The 24,024-nt window shown below is 69.9% G+C and carries 27 protein-coding genes; 12 read left to right on the forward strand and 15 right to left on the reverse strand.

Annotated elements, in window-relative coordinates:
- The first annotated feature begins 131 nt into the window (after nucleotides 1-131).
- A complete protein-coding gene (locus tag KPL78_RS06265) occupies nucleotides 132-1,106 on the forward strand; it encodes a Bug family tripartite tricarboxylate transporter substrate binding protein (protein ID WP_219762060.1) in 975 nt (324 codons plus the stop codon).
- A gap of 138 nt (nucleotides 1,107-1,244) precedes the next feature.
- On the opposite strand, the gene KPL78_RS06270 is transcribed toward KPL78_RS06265, so the two are convergent.
- The gene (locus KPL78_RS06270; protein WP_219762061.1) at nucleotides 1,245-2,036 is read right to left on the reverse strand and encodes a DUF3592 domain-containing protein; all 792 of its coding nucleotides are present in this window, start codon (nucleotides 2,034-2,036) and stop codon (nucleotides 1,245-1,247) included.
- Nucleotides 2,037-2,103: 67 nt separating this feature from the next.
- A complete protein-coding gene (locus KPL78_RS06275; protein WP_219762062.1) occupies nucleotides 2,104-3,033 on the reverse strand; it encodes a 3-hydroxyacyl-CoA dehydrogenase in 930 nt (309 codons plus the stop codon).
- Between the two features lie 63 nt (nucleotides 3,034-3,096).
- On the opposite strand from KPL78_RS06275, the gene KPL78_RS06280 reads away from it, so the two are divergent.
- From KPL78_RS06280 to KPL78_RS06325, 10 genes are all read left to right on the forward strand, one after another.
- Entirely contained in the window at nucleotides 3,097-3,252 is a 156-nt protein-coding gene (locus tag KPL78_RS06280; RefSeq protein WP_219762063.1) for a hypothetical protein, read from the forward strand.
- Entirely contained in the window at nucleotides 3,249-3,965 is a 717-nt protein-coding gene (locus tag KPL78_RS06285) for a hypothetical protein (RefSeq protein WP_219762064.1), read from the forward strand. The genes KPL78_RS06280 and KPL78_RS06285 overlap by 4 nt, the downstream gene beginning before the upstream one ends.
- A gap of 55 nt (nucleotides 3,966-4,020) precedes the next feature.
- Nucleotides 4,021-4,566, forward strand: coding sequence for a hypothetical protein (locus KPL78_RS06290; protein WP_219762065.1), 546 nt, complete (start codon nucleotides 4,021-4,023; stop codon nucleotides 4,564-4,566).
- 150 nt (nucleotides 4,567-4,716) lie between these two features.
- Nucleotides 4,717-5,274, forward strand: a complete 558-nt coding sequence (locus tag KPL78_RS06295; protein WP_219762066.1) for a hypothetical protein — start codon at nucleotides 4,717-4,719, stop codon at nucleotides 5,272-5,274.
- Between the two features lie 229 nt (nucleotides 5,275-5,503).
- Nucleotides 5,504-5,755, forward strand: coding sequence for a YMGG-like glycine zipper-containing protein (locus tag KPL78_RS06300; RefSeq protein WP_219762067.1), 252 nt, complete (start codon nucleotides 5,504-5,506; stop codon nucleotides 5,753-5,755).
- 16 nt (nucleotides 5,756-5,771) lie between these two features.
- Nucleotides 5,772-6,560, forward strand: a complete 789-nt coding sequence (locus KPL78_RS06305; protein ID WP_219762068.1) for an alpha/beta hydrolase — start codon at nucleotides 5,772-5,774, stop codon at nucleotides 6,558-6,560.
- 95 nt (nucleotides 6,561-6,655) lie between these two features.
- Nucleotides 6,656-7,195 carry a hypothetical protein gene (locus KPL78_RS06310; RefSeq protein WP_219762069.1) on the forward strand — a complete coding sequence of 180 codons (540 nt, stop codon included), beginning with the start codon at nucleotides 6,656-6,658 and terminating at the stop codon, nucleotides 7,193-7,195.
- A gap of 492 nt (nucleotides 7,196-7,687) precedes the next feature.
- Complete coding sequence (locus KPL78_RS06315; protein ID WP_219762070.1) at nucleotides 7,688-8,458, forward strand: protein kinase domain-containing protein; 771 nt, start codon at nucleotides 7,688-7,690, stop codon at nucleotides 8,456-8,458.
- Between the two features lie 435 nt (nucleotides 8,459-8,893).
- On the forward strand, nucleotides 8,894-9,487 hold the full coding sequence (locus KPL78_RS06320; protein ID WP_219762071.1) for a transposase: 594 nt from the start codon (nucleotides 8,894-8,896) through the stop codon (nucleotides 9,485-9,487).
- Between the two features lie 59 nt (nucleotides 9,488-9,546).
- A complete protein-coding gene (locus KPL78_RS06325) occupies nucleotides 9,547-10,617 on the forward strand; it encodes an alcohol dehydrogenase (RefSeq protein WP_219762072.1) in 1,071 nt (356 codons plus the stop codon).
- A gap of 341 nt (nucleotides 10,618-10,958) precedes the next feature.
- Here the strand turns inward: KPL78_RS06325 and KPL78_RS06330 are convergent, their stop codons facing one another.
- The 9 genes from KPL78_RS06330 to KPL78_RS06370 all read right to left on the reverse strand — a co-directional run bounded on the left by KPL78_RS06330 (nucleotide 10,959) and on the right by KPL78_RS06370 (nucleotide 18,035).
- Nucleotides 10,959-11,462: a cupin domain-containing protein gene (locus KPL78_RS06330; RefSeq protein WP_219762073.1), complete on the reverse strand. Its 504-nt coding sequence runs from the start codon at nucleotides 11,460-11,462 to the stop codon at nucleotides 10,959-10,961.
- Nucleotides 11,463-11,567: 105 nt separating this feature from the next.
- A complete protein-coding gene (locus KPL78_RS06335; protein WP_369412649.1) occupies nucleotides 11,568-12,143 on the reverse strand; it encodes a CHAP domain-containing protein in 576 nt (191 codons plus the stop codon).
- Between the two features lie 546 nt (nucleotides 12,144-12,689).
- A complete protein-coding gene (locus KPL78_RS06340) occupies nucleotides 12,690-13,040 on the reverse strand; it encodes a RidA family protein (protein WP_219762075.1) in 351 nt (116 codons plus the stop codon).
- An 88-nt stretch (nucleotides 13,041-13,128) separates the two neighbouring features.
- A complete protein-coding gene (locus KPL78_RS06345) occupies nucleotides 13,129-13,347 on the reverse strand; it encodes a hypothetical protein (protein ID WP_219762076.1) in 219 nt (72 codons plus the stop codon).
- A 72-nt stretch (nucleotides 13,348-13,419) separates the two neighbouring features.
- Nucleotides 13,420-14,397, reverse strand: coding sequence for a Gfo/Idh/MocA family protein (locus KPL78_RS06350; protein ID WP_219762077.1), 978 nt, complete (start codon nucleotides 14,395-14,397; stop codon nucleotides 13,420-13,422).
- Nucleotides 14,398-14,460: 63 nt separating this feature from the next.
- Nucleotides 14,461-15,714 (reverse strand): MFS transporter, encoded by a 1,254-nt coding sequence (locus KPL78_RS06355; RefSeq protein ID WP_369412650.1) that lies wholly within the window; start codon nucleotides 15,712-15,714, stop codon nucleotides 14,461-14,463.
- A gap of 19 nt (nucleotides 15,715-15,733) precedes the next feature.
- A complete protein-coding gene (locus KPL78_RS06360; protein ID WP_219762078.1) occupies nucleotides 15,734-16,111 on the reverse strand; it encodes a hypothetical protein in 378 nt (125 codons plus the stop codon).
- On the reverse strand, nucleotides 16,108-16,605 hold the full coding sequence (locus KPL78_RS06365) for a hypothetical protein (protein ID WP_255568678.1): 498 nt from the start codon (nucleotides 16,603-16,605) through the stop codon (nucleotides 16,108-16,110). The genes KPL78_RS06360 and KPL78_RS06365 overlap by 4 nt, the downstream gene beginning before the upstream one ends.
- A 44-nt stretch (nucleotides 16,606-16,649) precedes the next feature.
- Nucleotides 16,650-18,035, reverse strand: coding sequence for an FkbM family methyltransferase (locus KPL78_RS06370; protein WP_219762079.1), 1,386 nt, complete (start codon nucleotides 18,033-18,035; stop codon nucleotides 16,650-16,652).
- A 332-nt stretch (nucleotides 18,036-18,367) separates the two neighbouring features.
- Between KPL78_RS06370 and KPL78_RS06375 the strand changes: the two genes are divergently transcribed.
- Nucleotides 18,368-19,630, forward strand: a complete 1,263-nt coding sequence (locus tag KPL78_RS06375; RefSeq protein WP_219762080.1) for an amidase — start codon at nucleotides 18,368-18,370, stop codon at nucleotides 19,628-19,630.
- A gap of 321 nt (nucleotides 19,631-19,951) precedes the next feature.
- Here the strand turns inward: KPL78_RS06375 and KPL78_RS06380 are convergent, their stop codons facing one another.
- From KPL78_RS06380 to KPL78_RS06395, 4 genes are read right to left on the reverse strand one after another with little or no spacing between them, the layout of a single operon-like run.
- Nucleotides 19,952-21,601, reverse strand: a complete 1,650-nt coding sequence (locus KPL78_RS06380; protein ID WP_219762081.1) for an NTP transferase domain-containing protein — start codon at nucleotides 21,599-21,601, stop codon at nucleotides 19,952-19,954.
- Nucleotides 21,598-22,317 (reverse strand): XdhC family protein, encoded by a 720-nt coding sequence (locus tag KPL78_RS06385; protein WP_219762082.1) that lies wholly within the window; start codon nucleotides 22,315-22,317, stop codon nucleotides 21,598-21,600. Before KPL78_RS06385 ends, KPL78_RS06380 begins: the two co-directional genes overlap by 4 nt.
- Nucleotides 22,314-22,646 (reverse strand): XdhC family protein, encoded by a 333-nt coding sequence (locus tag KPL78_RS06390; RefSeq protein ID WP_219762083.1) that lies wholly within the window; start codon nucleotides 22,644-22,646, stop codon nucleotides 22,314-22,316. Before KPL78_RS06390 ends, KPL78_RS06385 begins: the two co-directional genes overlap by 4 nt.
- The gene (locus KPL78_RS06395) at nucleotides 22,643-23,878 is read right to left on the reverse strand and encodes a vWA domain-containing protein (RefSeq protein ID WP_255568679.1); all 1,236 of its coding nucleotides are present in this window, start codon (nucleotides 23,876-23,878) and stop codon (nucleotides 22,643-22,645) included. Before KPL78_RS06395 ends, KPL78_RS06390 begins: the two co-directional genes overlap by 4 nt.
- Nucleotides 23,879-24,024 lie beyond the last annotated feature (146 nt).

Consider the following 24,024-nt stretch of genomic DNA (forward strand, 5'->3'; position numbering starts at 1 on the left):
ATGCCGCTGTCGCGCCTGCCGGCCGCAGCATCGCCGGCCCGAAACGGATCGGCAGCGCAACTCAACGCTTGCGGCCCGATGCCGGACCGGCGTCAATCCTCGGCACAAAAAAAGCCAGGGAGGCGCGTATCATGGAACGTCGCGGATTATTGCTTTCCACGCCGGCAGTGGCGGCCATGCTTGCCGCCGCGCCCGCCCGGGCACAGGCGTGGCCAACCCGGCCCATTCGCCTGATCGTGCCCTTCCCACCCGGCGGGCCGAACGACATCATCGCCCGGCTCTACGCACCGCAGCTGACCGCGCTGCTGGGCCAGTCGGTCGTGGTCGAGAACCGCGCGGGTGGTGGTGGCGTCGTCGGCACCGATGCCGCGGTGCGCGCGGATCCCGACGGCTACACGCTGGTCATCACCAATGGTGGCTCCCTCGTCATCAGTCCGTATGTCAGCGCCAACGTGCCCTACAAGGTACCGGACGACATGACGCTGATCAGTATCGTCACGCGCGTGCCGGAGGCACTCGTCGCAAGTCCCGCTCTTGGCGTCAGGACGCTGCCCGAATTGCTGGACCTGGCGCGCCGCCGGCCCGGCCAGCTCAATATCGGCACCGCGGGCGCCGCGGGCCTGTCGCATCTCACCGCGGAACTCTTCAAGGCGCAGACCGGCCTCGACGTGGTGGTCGTGCCCTATCGCGGCGCCGCACCTGCGGTGACCGACCTCGTTGGCGGCCAGATCCAGCTGCTGTTCGCCGATCTTCCCGTGCTGTTGCCGCATATCCGCGGCGGCACGCTGACCGCCCTGGTAATGGCGAGCGCACGGCGCAGCCCGGCGCTGCCCGGCCTGCCGACGACAGGGGAACTGGGCTTCCCCGAATTGCTCGCGGACAATTGGTACTGCCTGATTGGCCCGGCGGGGCTGCCGGGGCCGGTCGCCGCGCGGCTGAACGACGCTGCGCGGCGGGCCTCTGAGGCGCCGGAGGTGCGCAACGGCCTCGCCGCCCAGGGTGCCGAGGCATCCGCGACCACGCCGGCGGAATTCGCGGCCTTTGTCGCGAGCGAATCGGGGAAGTGGCGGCATGTTGCCGAGACCTCTGGCGTCCGTGTCGACTGAACGCGCGTGCCGCGGAACGGGTGATGCCGCCCCTCCGACTGCCACGGCGACGATCAGGAGTTGTAGGCTTTCCCTACTGACCGTGGCCGGCGCGGAACGGGCGCCGGCCGCATGGCCCCAGGCCGGAACAGGGCCCTTTCAGGTGCCATTCCGCACCACAGCACCCGTTTGGCCGGTGCCCGGCGCCCGCAGGAAGGACAGGTCGAAGGCATAGGGGCTGTGCGGGTCGCCCGGATCGAAGGTAACCGCGACGCTCGACATCGTCCGCATCTGCGGCACGGGGTCGAAGGGCAGGGGGAGGCTCTCGAACAGCCGCGTCACGCCGCTGCGCGGGTCCGACCAGCGCGCCTGGACGATCCATTGCATCCCGCCCGGCCCCTGCACCCGCCGCAGCCCCGCCAGAGGCACCTGGAAGGTCATGGCATTTGCTGGCCCCTGAACCGGCATGCCCATCGGCGAAGCGCCGCCCATCGTCATCGGCGTTGCGCCGGCCATCGCCGCGGCGCCGCCACCCCGGCGCATCGCGCCCCAGACCACGCTGCCGACCAGGGTGAACACCAGCCCCATGGCGCCGAGCAGCGTCGCGACGAACCAACTCTCCATGAAGCCGGTCATTTGCGCCTGCTCCGGCGTGTCCGGGCGGTAGCGTACGCGCACCCGCTCGCCCACCGTGCAGCAGGGCGGGTTCGACGACACTCCGCCCTCGACCCGCCGCTTCGTGCCGTCGGGCAGGGAGAAGACGAAGACCGGCAGGTAGCTGGTGCTGGTCCGCCCGTCGCGCCGGCTCGAACGGGCCAGCATCTCGACGATCTGTCCGTCGGCCTCGACTGCGCCGTTGCGGAACTGCAACTCCTTCCAGACCGCGAAGCCCGATCCGGCGAGCAGCCCCAGGCCGAGCAGCAGGAACAGCACGGGCAGGATACGCTTCATCCACGACTCCGTTGCGCGAGGGTGCCGATCATCGCGCGCGACCCCGCCCGTGATCCAGCCCGTCCGGTCACACCGGCTGCGACCGCTTGTGTGCGGCGAGCGCCATCAGCCGCCGGTCCCGCCAAGCCGACCGCTCGCCGATCCCATCCTGCACCAGCGCCCCGCGCCGTGCCTCGGTCACCCGCGCGACGGTCGGCGCGTCGTAGCCATAGGGCGTCTGCTCCTCGGTGATCCCGCCCATCAGCGGCCCGAAGCGCGTGACGTAATCCGCCACGCCGCCCGGCGCGTTGAGGTCGATGGTCTCGAACGGCCCCATGAAGGACCAGCGCAGGCCGAGCCCTTCCTTCACGCAGGCATCGACATCCTCGACCGACATCACCCCGTCGCGCACGAGCCGGAAGGCCTCCGCCACCAGCGCGGCCTGCAAGCGGTTCAGCACGAAGCCGCGCGTTTCCTTCATCGCGGTCACCGGCACCTGGCCGACGCGCGCCATCAGGTCCCGCGTCCGCGCCACCACCGCCGGGTCGGTCCAGGGTGCGCCCACCAGCTCGACCAGCGGCACGAGATAGGGCGGGTTCACCGGATGCGCGACGAGGCACCGCGCCCGCCCGGCCAGTTCTTCGGTGAAGGCGCTCGCCGGAATGCCGGAGGTCGAGGACGCCAGCACCACATCCGGCCCGGCCAGCGCATCGAGCTTCGCGAAGGTCTCCCGCTTCACCTCGACGCGTTCGGGCCCGTTCTCCTGCACATGGGCCGCGCCTTCCAGGCAGTCTTCCAGCGTATCGGCGACGGTCACGCGCGCCGCGACGACATCCGGCGCCTCGGCGATCAGCCCCGCCGCATGCAGGTCGGCCAGCCGCGCCCGCACCACGCCCATCGCCGCCTCGCTCGCGCCCGGCGCCGGATCCCAGATCCGCACCGCATGCCCCGCCCGCGCGAAGACCATGGCCCAGGCGCTGCCGATCAGCCCCGCGCCCACCACCGCAATCCGTTCCATTCGGCGTCCCTTCCCTGGCCGCACCGCTTGAAGCGGCGCTTCCCCTGGGCGATCTAAGGCCTCGTGAGCGATCCCCGCAACGCGCCCTATGTCGCGCCGCCGACCACGCCGCCGCCGCTCGGCACGCGGATGCTCGGCTTCTTCCTGCTCGGCGGCACCATGTGGATCGCCGGGCTACTGGCGCTGTTCCGCGCCATCTTCGCGCTGGTGCAGCGATGATCTCCGCCTTCTGGCGCCGCTGGCTGCTGCCCTTCACCGTGCTGCCGCTGCTGCCGGCGACGCTGGTCAATCTCTTCGCCGGGCGCGAATGGGCGCTGCTCGGCTGCGTGCTCGGCATCGCGCTGCCGATGATCGCGACCTGGCTGATGCGCCGCGGCAGGGCAGGGGATGCGCAACTCGCCGCCGGGGCGATGGGGGCCGCCGCCGCGCTCGTCGCCTTCCTCGCCGCCGAGGCCGGTCCCGTCGCCGCGCTGCTGCTCGGCGCCGGCGCCTGGGGCGGCACGAGGCTGCTCTACACCGGCGTCACCGAGGTCGTGCCACTTCCACCCCCCACCGCGCCTCTGCCGCCAGGCCCGCTCGACGACGCCCGCGCTCGTCTGGTGCTCGTGATCGAAACCGCCCGCCGCGTCCCCGAACCCCGCCTCGTTCCCGTCGCCGTCGCCATCGGCGCCGTGCTGGACGAATTCGAACGTCGGCCCGAGCGTCTCGAGGAAGCACGCCGCTTCCTCGGGGTGAACCTCGATGGCCTGGAACGCATCGCCGCACGCCTGTCCGCCGGCGCCGAGGTCCCGCCGGGCCTGCCGACCCTGCTGCGGGAGATGGAGGCCTCTGCCCGCGACCTGCGCAGCCGCCTGCGCGAACAGGAAAGCGCCGCCCTTGCCGTCCAGGTGAAGGTGCTCGGCGATAAATTGCGGCAGGCGGGCTATGGCTGAGCAGCAATCGACCGGCCGCATGCTACACCTCCCACCTCAAGCCGGAGGGAAAGCCATGATTCACCGCTCCATCCTCATGCTATCGCTCACCGTCGCCGCCTGCGCCCCGCAGGGCCCGCCGCCGAGCCTCCCGCAAAGCCTTGGCGGCTCCGAGGCCGCCGTGGGCCGCGATCCCGTGGTCGTGGTCGGCCAGAGCGTCGTCGGCTTCTTCCGCAGTCCGCAGGCGAACCAGCCTGCCGCCGCCGCCCGCGCCATCGCCGAACTCGAATGGCTGGCCGACACCCTGCCGCGCAACCCGCGCTGGATGACCGCGAGCGCGACCGGCCTCAACGAGCTCCAGCAGGCCCGCTGGGAGGCCCGCAGCGCCCTCGGCATCCCGCAGCGCGCCCCGGCCCAGGCCGTGGTCAGCGGCCTCGCCGCCGCGTCGCAGGCGATCGAGGCGAATGACCAGGCCGCCCTGGCCCGCGCCCTGCCGCGCAACGTCTTCACGCTGGGGCCGCAGGAGACGGTGCAGCGCCTGTCGCAGCCGCCTTCGGTGCCTTCGGTCATGCAGGCCTATTGGTCGCTGGCGGGCGGCCCGCAGGGCCCCCGGCGGCGCTGAGCCGCCCCGGGCCCCCCCTGGTCGGACGGGAAGCCCTGTCCGATCAGGCGAAAGTGCTCGGCAAAAAAGCACGCCATGCGCTCGCTGGCGGATCGGCGAGCGGTGTCGCGATTGCTATGCTGTGATTCTTGCGATCCCCGGAGGGAAGCCATGATCCGCCGTTCCGCCCTTCTTCTGGCACTGACCGTCGCCGCCTGCGCCCCCGAGGGCCCGCCGCCGAATCTTCCCCAGAGCCTCGGCGGTTCCACCGCGGCCGTCGGCCGCGACCCGATCGTCGTGGTGGGGCAGGAGGTCGTGGCCTTCTACCGCGACCCGCAGCCGAACCAGCCGGCCGCCGCCGCCCGCGCCATCGCCGAGCTCGAATGGCTCGCCGACACCCTGCCCAACAACCCGCGCTGGATGACGGCCTCCGACGTCGGCATCAACAGCCTTATCGAATCGCGCTGGACGGCCCGCCGCGCCCTCGGCATCCCACAGAGCGCGCCGGCCCAGGCGGTCGTCAACGGCCTGGCCGCCGCGGCCACGGCCATCAGCGCCAACGACCAGGCGGCGCTGGCCCGCGCGCTGCCGCGCAACGTCTTCACCCTCGGTCCCCAGGGCACCGTGCGCGTCCTGGCCCAGCCGCCGTCCCTGCCGGACGTGATGCAGGCCTATTGGGCGCTTGCCGCCGGCCCGTCCCCGATGGGGATCGGCGGGGTGCGCCGCTGACGTCCCGCCCGTGGCGTCCGCTGGATCGCCAGCGAACGCCGCGGATCGGCTGGCCAGCGACAGCCAAGGCGCGTGCCCGGCTCGCGACCCCCGCCGGAGGCCGGCACCGCTGCAGGCCCGCGCCCGCCGGGCGGCAACGCCGGACCGGGCAATTCCCCCAAAGGAACAAGGCCGGGCTTCGACGGCTCACGGCCTTGGTCCCGCCCGAATGGCGCGGGAGGATCGCGGCATGATCCGCCTGCTCCTCCTGCTTCCGCTCGCCGGCTGCGTCGTGGTGCAGCCGGTCGCCGTGCCGGTGCCGGTCACACCCGTCTGCGACGACCCCGCGGCCGGCGCGGCCTATGGCGCCGCGATCGGGGCCGGGATCGGCGCCGCCGCCGGATCCTTCAGCGCCGATGCCGGTCGAGGTGCCGCAATCGGCGCCGGGGTGGGGGCGCTGGCGGGCCTCGCCGCCGGATCGCAGCCCTGTCAGCCACCGTGAGGCGATGCGCCCCCGGATGCTGAGCGCCCTGGCCATCCTGGCCGCGTTGCCCCTGCTGCTCGGCATCGCGCTCTGGCTGGGACAGGAGCGCCTGATCTTCTTCCCCGACGCGCGCGAGATCACCGCGCCACCCGGCTGGGACCGCGTGACGGTCCGCTCGCCCGACGGCACCGACCTCGCCGCCCTGGTCGCCCGCGGCGCGCCCGATCGCCCCATCCTGCTGCATTTCCACGGCAATGGTGGCAATGCCGGGGACCGCACCGATCTGAGCTACATTCTCAGAAATGCCGGATACACCGTTGTTCTTGCAGAATACCGAGGCTATGGCGGCACCCCCGGCCGCCCCGGCGAAGCCGCCTTCGCCACCGACGCCGCCGCGATCCTCGCCTGGCTGCGCCAAACCTTCCCCGATGCCAAACTGGTGCTGTGGGGCGAGAGCCTCGGCACCGCCGTCGTCACCCGCCTCGCCGCGGGGCGCGAGGACATTGCCGGCCTGATCCTCGAAAGCCCCTTCACCTCGGTCGCCGACCTCGCCGCCGCGACCTATCCCTGGCTGCCCGCCCGCCTGCTGCTGCGCCACCGCTTCGAGAGCCTCGCGCACCTTCCCGCCATCGCCGCGCCCATCCTGCTGGTGGCCAGCGCCGAGGACCGCCTGACCCCGCCCGACCACGCCCGCCGCATGGCGGCGGCCGCGCCCCGGGCGCAGCTTCTCATGCTCCCCGGCGCGGCCCACCCCGCCGTGCTCAACGACCCGTCCGGGGCGGCCATTCGCGCCGTGGTGGGATTTGTCGGGCGTTTGAACTAAGCCCGGTCGCCACACGGGCACCCAGCCCTGCGCCGCATGATAGCCTTCCCCTCCGGCAGGACCGCCTGCTCCCGTCATCCGATCGGAGGAACCCCATGCGCCGTCATTCCGCTCTCGCGCTGCTTCTGCTCGCCGCCGCCTGCGCCCCGCAGGCGCCCTCGCCAACCTTGCCGGCCGGCGTCGGCACGGCCGCCGCGACGAGCCAGCCGGTGCTCGGCGTCGGGCGGGAGGTCGTGGGCTTCTTCCGCAACCCGCAGCCCAACCAGCCCGCCGCGGCCGCGCGGGCCATCGCCGAGCTCGAATGGCTCGCCGACAACCTGCCCAACAACCCGCGCTGGCAGCGCGCGAGCAGCGTCGGCCTGAACGGCCTCCAGCAATCGCGCTGGGAAGCGCGCCGCGCGCTCGGCATCCCGGAACGCGCCCCAGCCCAGGCGGTGATCAACGGCCTGGCCGCGGCCGCCCGAGCGATCGACGCGAACGACCAGGCCGCCCTGGCCCGCGCCCTGCCGCGGAACGTGTTCCCGTTGGGGCCGCAGGCGACGGTGCAGCGGCTGTCGGCCCCGCCGCAGGTGCGGGATCTGATGGGGGCGTATGAGTCGCTGATCAGCGATCCGGTGCAGGGGGCGGTGCACTGATGGGGTAGGGGGTGATTCCAGGGGCTCTGCCCCTGGACCCCGCCAGGAAACTCAGTTTCCTGGACCTTCGGGCTGTTGGGATGGGGCGCGGGTGGGGAGGGCGGATCGTAGGACTCTAGCGGGGCGAAATGACGGCCATCGCGCTGTGGGATAGACCGCGCCAGCTATCCTCGGCGGGACGTTCGTGTCGGTCGCCGTCTGAGTGAAGCCTTGGAACGGCGGAACTTGGCCGATTGCAGACTGTCGGCTATCCGGCCGGCAGACACAAAGCCGGACACTGATCCTCCAGATGGCGTCGGCTACTATCGAGCCATATCGGACGCTCGATCCTCCGAGCGGTCTTTCCGAATAGGGGACACCAGCGTCGGCTTTGGTCGTGGGGCCGATCCTAACTATTGACGGCATCATCGTGGTGGATGAACGCTTTCAGCGAAGTGGTAGGACCAGTTAATAATGCGCACGCAACCAGAATGTCGAATAGAAGGAAATCGCTTGATCGTTGGCGATTTAGAGTTCAAAAACTACAAGATCCTAGCCGAGCTTGGCGCCGGCGCCAACGGCGTCGTATACCAGGCAGTAAATACGATCCTCCAGAGAGAAGAAGCCGTAAAGGTATGGCGTTCGCGCAGTTCGCGCGATTTCCGCAATAAGATCGAACAGGGCCTACGTGAGGCTCAGAAACTTGCGCGCGCGTCACCACAATTTGCGGTGACAGTTTACAGTGCCCAAGAATTTGGCGGAGCGTTGATTGCCACCATGGAATATGTGGCAGGTAAGACGCTTAAATGGTATCAGGAGAATTCTGGCCCAATACTACGGATTCAGCTGGCAGAGGTCTATTTGAACTCCATCGTACATACTACTACCGAATCAACGAGACATGGCGACGCCCACATGAAAAATGTCCTGGTGTTCGAGGAAAAGAAGACAAAACACGACACCGTACTCAGAATGAAGTTTTGCGATTTCGGCACCTCGATCTATTCAGGAAAAGAAGCTTCTGAGCAACGGCACTGGCAAATTGTCCGTAATACTGTTATTTCGCTCACACATGGTACCGAAAATCAAGAATTTTGCTTATCAGTGCTAGATAAAAACTGGCCTATAGGTAGAAAAATGGCGATGGATGCATACGCAGCGCGGGAAAACGGAATCGATTTCTCCGATCTTGACATCGCTCAAATGTGGGCGGCGCCACTCAAGGATTACATCAATGATCTGAAGATTTTAGAATGGCAGAAGGCTGGGCGCGTCGGTAGTTGAGTCATATCCATTTACATTGTGTACGGATGTGGCTTCAGGACTTCGTTTTTTGCGCGCATGTTCGGCTGATCGAGCGAGTACATTTGTTCGGATAATGCCCCACATTGTGATCCCAAACCGGGCATTCCGGTTCTTCAACATCGCGGCTGATCGGCAGCTTAGTGGGCATGTCCGCTTACGGTGGACTACGCATGCACACCATATGACCGAGTTGAGCGCATAGCTGCCGAGCGCGCCTTTCGCCCTCACCATGCGCCAGCGTGCCGAGACGAATAGCCGCTCCGTACGTCTCCGTTCGGACCCGCACGACCCAAGCATGGCTCGCAGCCTAACGGCTGCCATCGAGCGCTGACCGGGCCCCACCATCCCCGATTTCCCTCGCGTTGCGGCCATTGTTCTTGTTATGTTCTATATCCCCGCTCCGGACCGCCCCCCATGCCCCCCGCCACTCACCTCACCACCCCGCGCCCCTGGTCCCCGCTCTCCGACGCCGAATGGACCTGCCTCGAACCCTATCTCACCCGCGCCGCCTCCCGCCCGGGCCCGCGCATCGCCGACCTCCGCGCCCGCATGGACGCCATCTTCCGTATTGCCGCCACCAACGACCCCTGGCGCCTGCTCCCTGCCGAATACGGCCGCCCCGACACCATCTCCCGCTTCTTCCGCCGCCTGACGCATGAAGGCCTCTGGCAGCGCCTGCTCGCCGCCCTTGCCGAGCGCTCCATCCCCGATCACCTCCGCGCCCTCGAACACTGGATCTGCCGCGCCTGCCGCCGCGCGACCCGCATCCTCGGCCTGCGCTTCATCGTGCTCATTCGCCGTCTCGGCTTCCTCTCCGCCCTGAAGGGACCGCCCCACATGGTCCCGAACCCCGATCTGTCCGAAACGATCCGCCGCTTCCCCCTGGAACTCGCATTCCGGCCGGACATGCAGAAGCGCGGCCGAAACCTCGCCATCCGTGCTCTGATGGCGCTGCATCGGATGTGCGGCGGGGTGAAGCGCATCCCGCGCCGTCTGGCCCCGCCTTGACCGCGGCCCCGCCCCTTGGTCCGATGCCACCCACGGGAAACTCAACCGGAGGAATCGTCATGCGCGCCTGGTCCGTCGTCGAAACCGGCAAGCCGCTCAAGGAACTCGAACTGCCGACGCCGGAACCCACCGGCAAGCAGGTGCTGCTCGAAATCACCCATGCCGGCGTCTGCCATTCCGACCTGCACATCTGGGAAGGCGAGTACGACCTCGGTTCCCGCGGCAAGATGAAGCTGACCGACCGCGGCGTCGTCCTGCCGCTCGCCATGGGCCACGAGATCGTCGGCAAGGTCCTGAAATGGGGCCCCGAGGCCAATTCTGCGGGCCTCAAGGTCGGCGACCACATGATCGTCTTCCCCTGGGTCGGCTGCGGCAAATGCGCCGAATGCCTGGCGGATGAGGACAATATGTGCCGGGTCAAGCCGGCCTCGCTCGGCGTCTATCAGAATGGCGGCTACGCGACCCACGTCGTCGCGCCCGAGCCGCGTCACCTGGTGCCGCTGGGCAATCTGGACCCGTCGCTGGCCGCGACCTACGCCTGTTCCGGCATCACGGTGTTCAGCGCCATCAACAAGGTGATGCCGATGCCGCCGGATGAGCCGATCGTCGTGGTCGGCGCCGGCGGCCTCGGCATGAACGCCATCGCGGTGCTGAAGGCGAAGGGCCACAAGCGCATCGTCGTCGTCGATGTCAGCCAGGCAAAGCTGGACGCCGCGAAGACCGAAGGCGCGTCCGACACCGTCCTCGCCGACGGCCCCGACACCGCGAAGAAGATCATCGACACGGCCGGCGGCGCGGTCGGCGCCATCATCGATCTGGTGAACGGCACCGACACCGCGCGCTTCGCCTTCGATGCCCTGCGCAAGGGCGGCAAGCTGGTGCAGGTCGGCCTCTTCGGCGGCGAGATGAACATCCCGCTGCCGCTGATGCCCATTCGCGCCCTCACCATCCAGGGCAGCTACGTCGGCAATGTGAAGGAGCTGCGGGAACTCGTCGGCATCGCCCAGTCGGGCAAGCTGCCGGCCATCCCCATCACCAACATGCCGCTGAACCAGGCCAATGCCGCGCTGAACCGCCTGAAGGACGGCAAGGTGGTCGGCCGCATCGTACTGACGGCCGACGCGGCGTGAGTAGGAGACCGCCCGCGCCCCTCACAGGGTGGCGCGGGCGGTCACGACAGCCACGGTCCGAAACCGGAGGGGCACCGCCCCTCCGGACGACCCCGACGTTGGGGTCCGACGGGCGTCGCCATGCAACGTCCATGAGTGCCCCTGGTGCCTGGAGGCCCTGGACCGCCATCTGTCGGCGCAGGGCAGGGCGGATCCACAGCGCCCGTCCGGCGCGCTTCGGGCGCAAGTGCGCGTTTCGGCGCCATTCCGTCAGTGGCGCACGGCGCCAGGTCAAGGTTTCCAAAGGCCCTGTGGCCTTTGGTGGGGAGGCCTGGAGGGGCAAAGCCCCTCCAACAGCGCCTTCACCGCAGTGGATACGCCCCGCCCGTCACCGGATCCCGCGCCGGGTCCGCCACCGCGGCGATGGCGTGCCGCGCCCGCTCGCTTTCTTCCGGCGCGCCATGCAGCTGGTCCGGCGGCGCGGCCCCCTCGGGATAGGCCCCCACCACCAGCAACCGCACCCCCGCACCGAGGTTCCTGTGCCCGGTCCCGGCCGGCAGCACCACCACGTCGCCGGCATGCAGATCCACCTGCACCCCGGCCTCGCCACCGAGTTGCACCCGCACCGCGCCGGACACGATGGCGAGCGCCTCATGCGCATTGGAATGGTAGTGGTGCCAGTCGTGGATGCCGTTGCGCCAGGCAGGGCGCCAGCCATGGCTGCGGAACAGGCTCTCGGCGGCTTCGGGCTGGCCCTCGGGTACCGCGCCACGATGCAGGAGCACTGGCAGGCGCGGATTGTTGGGAATGGCACCGCCATCCTGCAGGAAGATCAGCTCGGCACCGTCGGTCCTGTGCTCATGCATGGTCCAGCCTCCTGCTGCGCCCCCGTGTCTTGCCTCAGGATGCCCGAATGCGAAAGGGCCGCCCCTTGCGGGACGGCCCTTCGAAAGACAGGGGAGGGGCAAAGATCAGCGGCGGGCGCTGCGCCGGGTCACTGGCGCCTCGGCCACTTCTTCAAAGCTCTGGGCCGACGCCTGGGCTGTGCCACCGCGCAGCCCGGTACCGGCCAGCATCATGCCGCCGGTCGCGTCGGGCCGGTTGTGAATGAAGCCCTGCACCGCATAGGTGCGTCCGTAATTCTCGTTGCTGTAGCCGACCTGGACGCGCACCTGCGACCAATCGTTGTTCGGCGAGGCGTCGACGACCGACACGCCGCGCATGATGGAACCGCGGCGAATGCCCGGGCCGCCCCAGTTGGCGTGATGGATCAGGATTTCGCGGGAGGAAACGACGCGCTCCACAACCGCGACGTGGCCGGCGCGCATGCCGCCCGAGCCCGGGAAGGCGAGGATGGAACCGACCTCGGGCCGGTTGCCGCGGGCGTAGACGCCCGCCGCGTTGTACCACCACTGCCCGCCATTGCCGCTGATCGCCATGCCCGTCGCCTGGCGCGCATAGGGCACGCAGGAGATACCGCCGCCATAACCGGCGGCATAGCCGCGGCCACCGCCGCGACGGGCCGTGCCCTGGCGTGCAACCGCCACACGGCTCACAACGTTCTGACGCTGGCTGGACCCACGGGCCGTAGCGTTGGCGGTGCTGTGCGCGGTGGGCCGGGAGGCCGTGGGCCGGGCTGTGGAGGCTGTTCGCGTCGCGGGCTTTTGCCGTGCTTCTGGCGCCCTGGCTTCGGCATCATGCGTCGGCAGTCCCAGACCGCCCAACAGGATCGCCAACGCGATCGCCGCCTTCCGTGCCTTCATATGCCCCCTGTGCCCCCTGCTTAGAAACCCCCGGCGGACCTTGCGGCCCGCGTCTGAAATCTGGGGTAACAATGGGTGTCGGGGCCTGCAACCGGGCTCTGGCGTGACCTGCGTCACGCGGCACGATTATGCGATCGCGGGACAGCAAGCCTGGATAGAAGCGGACTAATTTCCTTCGAATGCGGCAGAATTGGGGTCGTGACACAGTGTGGTGGCCCCAAAACAACAACGCCCGACACAATGTGTCGGGCGTTTTTGGTAGAGTCGATGAAACATTTCCTGTGCTTCATCGATTCTATCGCGCGTGGGGCTGCATGCCCGGCACGCGGATCAGCGGCAGGCGGTGACCATGATCTCCACGAGGTGCCGCGGATCGGCCATGTTGGCCTCCACGCAGGCGCGGCAGGGCGCCTGGCCGGCCGGCAGCCACGCGGTCCACAGCTCGTTCATCGCGGCGCGGTCGGTGATGTGCTTCACCCAGATCTGGGCGGTCAGCAGCCGGGTGTTGTCGGTGCCGTTGGCTTCCAGGGCGGCGTCGATCTTCGCCAGGACCTCGGCCGTCTGGCCCTTGATGTCCTTGGAGAGGTCGTCGGCGGTGATGCCCGCGAGATAGACGAAGTTGTGGTACTCGACCGAGGTCGAAAGAATCTGGTTGGTGCCCTGGCGGGTGATCTTGCTCATGCCGGCCGCTCCTTTGCGATGATGCGCCTGTGGCGCGCGCCGCTTCTAGAACAGCTTCCTGGTCGCGGGAATGACCCCGCGGGCGGGATCAGGACGACCGGTGCCGGCCGCCGCAGAGCGGACAGCGCGGCCAGGCCGGCGCCGGCAACGTGTCCTGGATCGCCTCGCAGGCAATGAAGCGCCCGCCGGGATCGCCGCAGTTTCGCCCTGTGCGCGGCGGTTCCGCGACCGGGGAAGCCTGGCTCGCACCGCTTCGCAGCGCGGCGAGCGAAAGCGCGGCGAATGGCAGAAGGCGGCGCGGGAGCATGGGTCCCTCCGGATCCGGCGAAGGAACCCTATCGCCGCGCCGCGCCGACGCGAAGTGACGATCCGTACGCCGTCACGCCACCGCGTAGGTGCTGCCGGACGCGGCGGCGCCGATCATCGCCTCATAGACCGCAACGGAGTGGATCGCGTCCTCGACCGGCAGCGGATAGGCGGGTCCGCCGGCGACGGCCGCGGCGAAGGCGGTGAGTTCCGCGGCCTCGATGTCGGTGGCGGGGAAGACGCGTTCCTCCGGCGTGCCGTCGCGCGTGCAGACGATCAGATTTTCGTGGCCGTGCAGCACCGCCCAGGCATCCGTGCCGAACAGCCCGACGCGCCACATCCGCGGCGCATAGGCAAGGGTCGCGAAATTCGCCGTGGCACCGCTCGCGAAGCGGAACAGCCCCGCCGTGGTGTCGTCGAGCCCATTGTCTATGGCGAGCGCACGCGACTGCACCGTGACCTCGGCGATGCGGCCGGCGAGGTGGATGAACATGTCCACCATGTGGATGCCCATGCCCCCCATGCCGCCGAGCGGGCTCTCCTTTGGATCGGCGCGCCACATGCCGGGCTTGTAGGCGATCGCGCCGGGGCCGCTGAACTGGCCCTCGACATGCAGCAGCGTGCCGAGACGCCCATCGGCAAGCATCGCCTTCATTTCCGCGACCGCGGGCAGGAAGCGACGATTATGGCCGAGCGCCATCACCACGCCCGCGGCGCGGCAGGCCGCGACGGCAGCCACGGCCGAGGCCTTGGTCATGGTGAAGGGCTTCTCGACGAAGACATGCTTGCCGGCCCGCGCCGCAGCCATGACCTGGGCAGCGTGCATGCCGTGCGGGGAGGCGATGGCGACCGCCTGCACCTCGGGATCGGCGAGCACGGCATCGAAATCGGGCAGGATGCGGATGCCCTTCTCGGCGGCCCAGGCGGCGGCGCGTTCCGGCCGGCCGGTGCAGCCGGCGACGAAGCGCAGTCCCGCGTCGTTGCGGCCCTGCACGCTGTTCACCAGGGTCTGGCCCCAGCGGCCCATGCCGATGATGGCGGTGTTCAGCATCTCACGCTCCTTGGGATCCGACTTCGCCATGCCATTGCATGGCGGCATGGGGAAGGGGGGTGTTCAGCGCCCGGAGGCGCCGATGCCGGGACCTTCCAGCGCCTCGGCAATGCGGCCGAGGCGCATCACGCCCCAGACCACCACGAGCAGGGAAAGCGCCACGGCGATCAGCGTCGGCCAGCGCAGGCCGAAGAACTCCCCGCTCGCGCCCAGCATCAGCGCGCCGAGGGCGGGGCAGGCGCGGGTGATGAGCCCCCAGGTGCTCAGCACCCGCCCGCGCATGGATGGGTCGGAGGCGTTCTGCGCCAGCGTCTGCACGCTGATGCCGTGCACCGATCCCGCAGCGCCCATCAGCGCCGCGCAGGCGATGCCGAAGGCGAACCAGCCCGTCGCCGCGAAGCCCGCCGTTGCGAGGGCCAGCATCAGCACGCCATAGACGGCGAGCCTGGTCGTGCCGGCGATCCGCCCGCGCGCCGCGATGGCGAGGCCCGCGATCAGCGCCCCGACCCCGAAGGACGCCGTCAGCAGCGCGAGCGATTCCGCCCCGCGTCCGAAGATGCGCTCGACGAAGGGCGGCAGGATCTCCTGCACGCCACGCAGCAGGATGGCGGACACCGCCGCGAAGCCGAGGATCGGCCCGAGCCCCGGATGGCGCGCCGCGTAGGTCAGGCCCTCGATCATCTCGCCGAACAGGGACCCGGTGGCGGGGTGGCCGCGCCGCGCCTCCGCCGTGATCTTCAGCATCGGCGTGGTGGTGGTCGCGACCAGATAGGCCAGGGCATTGCAGGCGATCGCCGGCCACACCCCGGCAATGGCGATGATCGGCGCGGCGAGCGCCGGACCCACGAAGCGTGCCACGTTGAAGGTCAGCGAGTTCAGCGCCACCGCCGCCGGCAGGTCGGCGCGGGGCACCAGCCCCGGCATCAGCGACTGCCGCGCCGGCTGGGCGAAGGAGGCAGCGGTGCCGCTGACCGTCTCCAGCACCAGCAGCGTGCCGATGCTCATCAGGCCGGTGGCGACCAGGGTCGCGTTCAGCGCCGCGTTCAGCCCGATCACGGTCTGGCTGATCATGGTCATGCGCACCCGGTCGGCGCGGTCGGCCACGGCACCGGCCAGGGGGCTCACCAACACGGCGGGGGCGAGGTCGCAGAAGGCGACGACGCCCACCCAGAACGCGCTGCCGGTCAGTTCCCAGGCGAGCCAGGACACCGCGATGCGGTGCATCCACAGCCCGGTCCAGGCCATGAGCGAGGCCCCGAAGAAGATCTTGGCGTTGCGGTGCGAAAGGGCCCGCGTCAGCGTCGAGAGGGATGCCACGGCGCGGCGTGCCGCGCCGTCAGTTCGTCCTCCGCCCGCGGGTGGTGGTGGATGATGGCGCCGCGTCGACCGGCTGAGGTCCGGCCTGGGCGGAGCGGATGCATTCCCGCACCAGTTCCTCACGCCGCGAACGCTGGTTGTAGGCGTCCGATTGGACGCGCAGCGTGGGGATGTTGTTGGTCGCGTCCGTCATGAACATGGCGTCGTCGTTGCGGACGGCCTGACCGCGGTCGCGGAACAGGACGACGCGCTCCGCTTCGGCTTCGCAGCGCTGGCGCAGGATGCTGTCCTGCCCGGCGCCGGCGGTGGCGGCCCGCAGCGAGCTCGGCGCATCCGCATTGGCGCACGCCCCGAGCAGCAGTGCGGCGAGGACGGTCAGCCGGGGGACGCGAGTCATGGTGCGGAAGCTCCGGAAGGAATCGTGCGCGACAATAGGCGCCTCAACCCCGTTTCGTCGAACCGCGCCGCGGCGTCCAGGGGCATTGCGGCCGCGGCGCGCAGCAGTTCCGGATGCAACTCGATCCCATGCGACGTCATGCTGTAGAGCCCCATCAGCCAGCGCGCCCGCGACATCACCTCGACCAGGGCAAGCAGCCGCAGGCAGAGCGACAGGCCGGCGAGCGTGCCGAGGCCAAGCATGCCGTCCACCGCTTCCGCCCAGCAGGCCGCATCGGCGTCGGCGAGCACCATTTCCTGCGCCGTGCCGTCCTCCCGTCGGAACAGCAGGCGGCGCGGGGGGCCCCAGCGTTCGGCCGTCGCGGCGTCGCGTGCGCGGTCCCACGCGAATTCGAGGTCGCGCGGCGTGACCGGCGGCAGGCTCTCGGGCGATTGGGGAATCGCGTAGGCCAGCACGCCGTCAGGGGCGCGCAGGACCTCGATGGGCGGTGGCATAGGGTCCAGATGGGGCGTTGGCGGCGCGATACCAGCGGTGGGCGTCACTCATCCGGCTCTGGCGAGGCGTGTTCCGCCAGCGCCTGGATCTTGAGCGCCGCGATGCGAAGACCCGCTTCGGTGGGCGAGACGATGCGCAGATGGCGCGCCTGCGTCGGCGGAAGGTCGACGGCGCAGCCCTGTCGCGGGTCGGGGAGCGGCGGGAGGGGGAAGGTCGCGGCATCAGCCTCGTCCTCCTCCATCGCGAGCACGGCGAAGAGGAGCGGCGCGGGAAGGCCTCGGGGCGGTGTGATGACGATGCGCCGGACCGTGCGGATGGCCCCCAGGTCGATCCGGACCGACTGGTTCGGCCAGGGCTGGGTCTCCATGATGCTGCCCGCATGCGCTGCGACGATGCCTCGCAGCGGCTTGCCGGGCCTGCTGGAGGTGAGCGTGTAGGCACACCCCTCGGCCACCTCCGCGAGGGTCTGAGGATCCGCGGGTGGCGTGAAGCGGTGCGCGAGCGTGTCGAGGCTCTTTTGAAGCAGCGTCATCGTCGTGGCGACGGTCTGCGTGCGCTGCGGCAGGCCGTGCGCCAGCATGCCCTCCATCTGCTCCTCGAGCACCTTGATCCGCGATTCGAGGGGGCGCGGGCCGTCGAACCAGGCCTCCCCGAGGATCAGTGGCGGCATGCGGCCCACGCAGCGGCCGATGTCGAGGGGATGCGGCAGGGCCGGGGGAATGAGAGGGGCCCGGAGCCGATCGCGGCGGAGGAAGGTCACTTCGAGCACATGGGGCATGTCGATGCGCGTGCCGGCGATGCGGTAGGCGCCTCCGGCATTGTTCGGATGCACGTGCACCGCGACGAAATGGGCGGCGAGGCGGTCCAGCATGGGCCCGATCGCCGTCCCCAGGATGGCGGCATCCCGGATGCTGCCGAGGCCGTGCAGTTCCAGCACGATGATGCGGAACCGCTGCAGCGTGCGGTCCGAGACGGCGAGGAGGTTGCGGTATTCCGCCCCCTCGATATCCATCTGAAGCAGCAGGTCGCCCTGCGGTTCGAGCCCGTCGACCCAGTCGTCGAGGGTGATGGCGTCGTCGCGCCGCGTGACATCCAGCCACTTCTTGAGGAAAGTCTGGCGACCCTCGCGCAGCGGTGTGCGGAACGTCTCGATATCGCACGAGAAGTCGCACATGTGGCAGGCGATGCCGTGCTGGTCGACCAGCATATCCTCGAAGGTCTTGAGGTTGTTGACGCCGGGCGAAAAGCAGGCGGCGATTCCATCGAGGTCGTCGGGCAGGAGATAGGTGCCATCGCGCCCGTCACCGATGCGGATCATGGGGCTTGGGCTGGGTTGCGGGCGCAGTTGCCCGAAGGCGCGCAGCATGGCGTCGCGCGGGGAGGGGCCCTGGACGGTGTCCGGGATCGGTATTCCGAAGAAGCGTCGCATCAGATCCATCCCCCTGCCGGCATCCCGGGAGCAGCCAATGTCGAATGCCCGAGCTTTGGCGGCAGTCCCGGCCCCTCGCCGCGGGCCAGGCGGAAGCCTGGCGGCGCGGCGGAGGCACGCATCCTGGCATGACGCGTGGTTTGATACAGGCCCCGGCAGATGACGCTTGCACGGAAATGGCCTGCGTCATGGTCTGGCCTGGCGCATGGCGCCGGCAGGGGGACTTCCCATTGCGTGCGCGTTCGGCATCGGGGAGCTGGTGGGCGCATGCACGTCTGTGCGAGCCCCCTCCTGTCTTGACGCCTTGCCCTCCCGGCGCCGTGATGGTGGCCATGACCGAGACTGCCGATCTGACCGCCACCGAGGCCCTGGCTGCCATCCGCGCCGGGCGCCTGACCACCAACGACTATCTTGAGGCCTGCCTCGACCGCATCGCCGCGCGGGAGGGCACGATCCGCGCCTTCGCCTGGTTCGATGCGGCGACCGTGCGGCGGGCGGCGGTGCCGAACGGGCCGCTCGCTGGAATGCCCATTGGTGTCAAGGATGTGATCGACACGGCTGACATGCCGTCTCAATACGGATCGCCGATCTGGGCGGGGCATCGGCCGCGTTCGGACGCGGCCTGCGTGGCCTCGGCCCGGGCCGCCGGGGCGGTGGTGATCGGCAAGACCGTGACCACGGAATTCGCGACACGGCATCCGGGGCTGACGGCCAATCCGGTGAACCCGAAGCATACGCCGGGCGGGTCGTCCTCGGGCTCAGCCGCCGGTGTAGGGGCGGGGTTCTTCCCGCTCGCCTTCGGGACGCAGACGGCGGGCAGCATCATCCGGCCGGCGGCCTTCTGCGGCGTGGTGGGGTTCAAGCCGTCCTACGGCACGCTGCACCGGGCGGGGATGAAGGTGATGAGCGAGGCGCTCGACACCATCGGCGTCATGGCACGCAGCACGGCGGATTGCGCGCTGGCGATGGGGGCGATGAGCGGGCTCGACTACGGCGAACCCACTGTGAAGGCGCCGCGCGCGCCGCGGCTGGCGCTGGTCATGGGACCGACCGCCGACCAGGCCGCGCCTGAAACGCTCGCGCTGTTCGAGCGCGTGGCGGAGGCCTGCCGCAAGGCCGGCGCAACCGTGACGCCCATCGTGCTGCCGGAGACCGTCACGGCCGCCTATGAGGCGCACGCCTACGTCATGAACATGGAATCCGCCGAGGCGCTGGGCTGGGAGATGGCGCATGCGCGCGCCCAGCTCTCGCCGACGCTGCGGGAGCGGATGGAATGGGGCGCCGCCCAGCCGCGCGCGAAGCTGGTCGAGGGCCGCGCCGCCTTCGCCGCCGCCCGTGCGGCGCTGCCCGGCGCGATCGAAGGCTTCGACGCGGTGCTGTGTCCCTCGGCCCCCGGCGAGGCGCCGGAAGGATTGGGCTGGACCGGCGATCCGGCCTTCAACAGCCTGTGGACGCTGTTGCACGGGCCGTGCGTGACGGTGCCGGCGGGGTTCGGGCCGAAAGGGCTGCCGCTCGGCGTGCAGCTCGTGGGTCGTATCGGGGATGACGCCGCGACACTGTCCTGGGCGGAGTGGGTGCGCGCTGCGGTCGGTTGATCATCGCGTGCTGTTGCCGTTGGAGAGGAGCTCTGCCCCTCTCCAAACCTCACCCCGCCAAAGGCCGAAAGGCCTCTGGACACCTTGAGTTGGAGCCGGGCACGAAAGTCCGGCCGACATGGTGAACGATGCGTGGGGCACAGCGCCGAGAGGAAGCCTGGCGCCGCGCCCTTTGTGCCTTCGGACGCCGTGAGACTCAGCCCTGCCCAATATCAAGTATTGGTTTCCAAAGGCCTTTCGGCCTTTGTTGGGGAGGGGTCCGGGGAGGGGCAAGGCCCCTCTCCGGTTCCGTCATCACCGCGAAAGGACCGCGGTTCCGGGTCACCCCACCTTCACCATCCCCGGCAGCGTCTTCAGCGCATCCGTGGTGTCGAAGTCCCGCAGCACGGCGTCGTCGGCCATCTCGACCTCGACCATGCGGTCCGCGTGCTTGCCGACCAGGTGCCGGGCGCCGACATCGCCGGTGATGGACAGCATCTCCGGCAGGAATTCCCGCGCCCACAGCATCGGGTTGCCCTGCTTGCCGCGGAAGGTCGGCATGACGATGGCGCGGCCTTCCTCGGGATCGAAGGCGGCGATCAGCCGGTCGAGCGTCGGGCCGGAGACCAGCGGCATGTCGCCCAGGCAGATCAGCACGCCCTCCGCATCCGGGGGCACCGCGGCGAGGCCGGCCTTCAGGGACGCGGACAGCCCCTCGGCATAGTCCTCGGCGTGGGTCTGGAGCACGGGGCGGGTGCTTAGAGCCTCATGCACGCGGTCGCTCTCGTGGCCAGTCACGACCACGATCGGGCGCGCCTGGCTGGCGAGGACGTTGTCCACCACCCGCGCGACCATCGGCAGGCCGCTGGTGTCGGCAACGAGCAGCTTGTTCAGCGGCGCCATGCGACGGGACCGCCCGGCGGCGAGGACGACCGCCGCCACCTTGCGAGCCTTGCGCGGCGCGCGGGGCGGCGGCGGGGTGCGCGGGGCGTGTTCGCGGGGCAGGGGACGGACCTCGATTTCCTTCAGCAACCCGCCCACGCCCATCGCCATCACGTCGCGGGATGTGACGGCAACGCCAGCGAACAGGCGCTGGAGCACCCAGTCGAAGCCGTTCAGCTTGGGGCTGCGGGCACAGCCAGGCAGGACCATGGCGGGCGTATCCCCGACACGCCCGAGGCACAGCAGGTTCCCCGGATCGACCGGCATGCCGAAATGCTCGATCACGCCGCCGGCGCGCACGATGGCGGCCGGGCCGATGTCGCGCCGGTCCACCACGGCCGAGGCACCGGCGACCAGCAGGATCTCGGCGCCGGCGCGCTTCAGGCGCATCAGGGCCTCGGCGGTTGGCATCTCCTCATGGCGGACACGCTCGACCGGCAGCAGCGTGCCCTGCAGGGCATCGACGCGGGCGCCGGTCGCCTCGACCGCCCCTTCCATCACGCTTTCCTTGATGCCCGGCAGCTCGGTCAGCACCAGGCCGACCTTGAGCGGGCGGAAGGGATGCAGTGCGAAGGGCGTGCCGCCGCGCCGCGCCATGGCCTCGGTCACCGCCAGCACGGCACCGGGCACGGCGAAGGGGATGATCTTGATGGTGGCCAGCATCTCCTTCGCGGAGACCATGCTGTAGTTGGGCAGGGTCGCGATGGTGACGCTCTCGTCCACGGCGTTGATGGCGTCGATGCGCTTGGCGTCCAGCACCAGCAGGCCGGCGGTCTCGGCAAGCAGGTTCACCCGCCCGGTCGCGGCGCGGGACTTCGCGACATGCGGCGCGAGCAGCGCCAGGGCGAGGCGCTCGGCCGCCTCATCCTCCGGCACGTCGCCGGCTTCGAGGCGGGCAGCGATGACCTCGCGGCGTCCGGATTCACGAATGGCGGTGATCGCACCCTCGTCCAGCACCGTGCCCTTCTTGATGACGCGGCCGGTCAGGCGCAGGGAATGGGCGAGGACCGCGCCCTTGGCCTCCTCCAGCGGGGTGGGGCCGAAGATCACGCGGGCACCGCGGGGGCCGGCACCGGGCGCGGGGCACCGAGCGTGGCGCCACGGCGCGCCGCGACGATCTCGGCCATGATGGACAGGGCGATCTCAGGCGCCGTCACGGCTTCGATGTCCAGGCCGACCGGGGCATGGATGCGCGCGATCGCCGCGTCGCCATGGCCGAGATCCTTCAGCCGCCCGACGCGCCTGGCATGCGTCCGCCGGCTGCCGAGCGCGCCGATGTAGAAGGCCGGGCTGTTCAGCGCGGCATCGAGCGCCGGATCGTCGAGCTTCGGGTCATGGGTCAGCGTCACCACGGCCGAGCGGGCATCCGGCTTGAGGACGGCCATGGCCTCGTCCGGCCAGTCGGTGTTGAGGCTGACGCCGGGCAGGCGCTCGCTGGTGGCGAAGGCGCGGCGCGGATCGACCACGATCATCTGGAAGCCCAGCGGATCGGCCATAGGCGCCATGGCCTGGGCGATGTGCACGGCCCCCACCACGATGATGCGCAGCGGCGGGTTGTGGGGGTGGATGAACCAGGTCTCGCCGTCGAGCGTGACGTTGGTCGCTTCCTCGCTGCCCAGGGCCGCGCGGGCGGCCTCGGCCAAGGCGGCGGGCACATCTTCCTGCGGCCAGAGATGTTGCATGCCATCAGTCAGGCGCGTCAGCAGCACGACCGGGCGCTGCGCGGCCCGTTCCTCCTGCAGGCGGGCGAGGACATCCGCCTTCACGACAGCGGCTCCACGAAGACCTTCACCTTGCCGCCGCAGGACAGGCCGACTTCCCAGGCCCGTTCGTCGGAAACACCGAAATCCAGGAGCTGCGGCGTGCCGGTGGCCATGGCCTGCTTCGCGGCGTCGGCGACCGCGCCCTCGATGCAGCCGCCGGAGACCGAGCCGGCGAGCCGGCCCGATGCGGTGACGGCCAAGCGTGACCCCGCTGGTCGCGGCGAACTGCCCCAGGTCTCGACCACGGTCGCGATCGCGACCTTCTCTCCCTCCGCGCGCCAGGCGGCGGCGGTGGCGAGGATATCCTCGGAATGCGTGGTGTCGGTCGTCATGCCGCCATCCTCCCGCGATGCGCGGCGCGGCGATCGGAAAGCGTCGCCACCAACTCGCGCAGGCTGTTGAGACTATGCACCGGGCGGAACTCGTCCACATGGGGCAGCATCGCTCGGATGCCTTGGGATTTGGGCTGGAACCCCTCGAAGCGCAACAGCGGGTTCAGCCAGATCAGCCGCCGGCACGATCCGCGCAGCCGTTCCGTGGCCTCGGCGAGCCCCGCCGCGCCCTCGCGGTCGAGGCCGTCGGTGATCAGCAGGACCACCGCCCCCTGGCCCAGCACGCGGCGGGACCACAGGCGGTTGAACAGCGCGAGGCTCTCCCCGATCCGCGTCCCGCCCGACCAGTCGGGCACGATGTGGGCAATCGTCTCGAAGGCGACTTCGGGGTCACGGTGGCGCAGCTGCCGCGTGATGTTGGTCAGCCGCGTGCCGAACAGGAAGGTGTGCACGCGGTCGCGGTCATTCGCCACGGCATGCAGGAAATGCAGCAGGATCTGCGCATAGCGCGCCATGCTGCCGCTGATGTCGCAGAGCACGACCAGCGGCGGCGGCCGCGTCACCCGCCGCCGGCGCGACAGTTCCAGGATCTCGCCCCCGCTACGCAAGCTCTGCCGCACCGTGGCACGCAGGTCCGCCATCGGCCCCAGCGGGTCGGGGCGGAAGCGGCGGGTGCGCTGCTCGTCCAGAGGCAGGGTCAAGCGCCTGATCTCGCGCTTTGCCTCGGCGATCTGGGCGGCCGACATGGCCTCGAAGTCCATGGATTGCAGGCGTTCGCGCTCGCTGACCGAAAAGGTCATCTCGTGCTGCGGGGGCTCCTCGACCGGCTTGGGCGGCTTCGGCTTATCGGCCTGCATCGCCTCCGCGAGGCGGCGGGAGGCGGGCGGCGCCTTCTCCTGCGGCGTCTTGTTCGCCTCCATCAGCGCCATGGCGGCGGCGTGGGCCGCAGCCTCCGGATCGCGCCAGAAAAGCTGGAAGGCCTGGTCGAAGATCTCGAAATGCTCGCGGCGATGGACCATGACAGCGCGCAGGGCGGCATGGACCTGGCGGCGGTCCGCGATGTCGATCTCGGTCAGGGCCTCGAGGCCGGCGATCGCCTCGCCGGGGCCGAGCGGCAGCCCGGTCCGGCGCAGCAGGCGGGTGAAGGCGAGCAGATTGTCGGCAAGATGACCCGACGGTGCCGGCACCCCCGCGGGGGCCATCAGACGCGTCGGATCGTGGTCGAGGATCATGAAGCACGGCCGTTGTGGGTCGCTGAGTATATCGGGTTTCGCGCCGCTCCCCAAAACGCGCTTGCGCTTACGTGATGGTGCAGCGCCGAAACCCGCCCTTCGCCGTCGCGTTACCGGCCGGACAGCATCTCACGAGGAGGGAGCCA

This window comes from Roseomonas alba (assembly GCF_019430885.1).
In the GTDB taxonomy this organism is placed as follows: Bacteria; Pseudomonadota; Alphaproteobacteria; order Acetobacterales; family Acetobacteraceae; genus Neoroseomonas; species Neoroseomonas alba.

Bases quoted from the DNA above. Each gene is read 5' to 3' on its own strand.
- KPL78_RS06395 (WP_255568679.1), bottom strand. From the start codon at position 23,878: ATGATCCTCGACCACGATCCGACGCGTCTGATGGCCCCCGCGGGGGTG.
- KPL78_RS06265 (WP_219762060.1), top strand. From the start codon at position 132: ATGGAACGTCGCGGATTATTGCTTTCCACGCCGGCAGTGGCGGCCATG.
- KPL78_RS06270 (WP_219762061.1), bottom strand. From the start codon at position 2,036: ATGAAGCGTATCCTGCCCGTGCTGTTCCTGCTGCTCGGCCTGGGGCTG.
- KPL78_RS06390 (WP_219762083.1), bottom strand. From the start codon at position 22,646: ATGACGACCGACACCACGCATTCCGAGGATATCCTCGCCACCGCCGCC.
- KPL78_RS06325 (WP_219762072.1), top strand. From the start codon at position 9,547: ATGCGCGCCTGGTCCGTCGTCGAAACCGGCAAGCCGCTCAAGGAACTC.
- KPL78_RS06290 (WP_219762065.1), top strand. From the start codon at position 4,021: ATGATTCACCGCTCCATCCTCATGCTATCGCTCACCGTCGCCGCCTGC.
- KPL78_RS06375 (WP_219762080.1), top strand. From the start codon at position 18,368: ATGACCGAGACTGCCGATCTGACCGCCACCGAGGCCCTGGCTGCCATC.
- KPL78_RS06370 (WP_219762079.1), bottom strand. From the start codon at position 18,035: ATGCGACGCTTCTTCGGAATACCGATCCCGGACACCGTCCAGGGCCCC.
- KPL78_RS06300 (WP_219762067.1), top strand. From the start codon at position 5,504: ATGATCCGCCTGCTCCTCCTGCTTCCGCTCGCCGGCTGCGTCGTGGTG.
- KPL78_RS06365 (WP_255568678.1), bottom strand. From the start codon at position 16,605: ATGCCACCGCCCATCGAGGTCCTGCGCGCCCCTGACGGCGTGCTGGCC.
- KPL78_RS06340 (WP_219762075.1), bottom strand. From the start codon at position 13,040: ATGAGCAAGATCACCCGCCAGGGCACCAACCAGATTCTTTCGACCTCG.
- KPL78_RS06320 (WP_219762071.1), top strand. From the start codon at position 8,894: ATGCCCCCCGCCACTCACCTCACCACCCCGCGCCCCTGGTCCCCGCTC.
- KPL78_RS06345 (WP_219762076.1), bottom strand. From the start codon at position 13,347: ATGCTCCCGCGCCGCCTTCTGCCATTCGCCGCGCTTTCGCTCGCCGCG.
- KPL78_RS06350 (WP_219762077.1), bottom strand. From the start codon at position 14,397: ATGCTGAACACCGCCATCATCGGCATGGGCCGCTGGGGCCAGACCCTG.
- KPL78_RS06330 (WP_219762073.1), bottom strand. From the start codon at position 11,462: ATGCATGAGCACAGGACCGACGGTGCCGAGCTGATCTTCCTGCAGGAT.
- KPL78_RS06275 (WP_219762062.1), bottom strand. From the start codon at position 3,033: ATGGAACGGATTGCGGTGGTGGGCGCGGGGCTGATCGGCAGCGCCTGG.
- KPL78_RS06305 (WP_219762068.1), top strand. From the start codon at position 5,772: ATGCTGAGCGCCCTGGCCATCCTGGCCGCGTTGCCCCTGCTGCTCGGC.
- KPL78_RS06310 (WP_219762069.1), top strand. From the start codon at position 6,656: ATGCGCCGTCATTCCGCTCTCGCGCTGCTTCTGCTCGCCGCCGCCTGC.
- KPL78_RS06285 (WP_219762064.1), top strand. From the start codon at position 3,249: ATGATCTCCGCCTTCTGGCGCCGCTGGCTGCTGCCCTTCACCGTGCTG.
- KPL78_RS06295 (WP_219762066.1), top strand. From the start codon at position 4,717: ATGATCCGCCGTTCCGCCCTTCTTCTGGCACTGACCGTCGCCGCCTGC.
- KPL78_RS06360 (WP_219762078.1), bottom strand. From the start codon at position 16,111: ATGACTCGCGTCCCCCGGCTGACCGTCCTCGCCGCACTGCTGCTCGGG.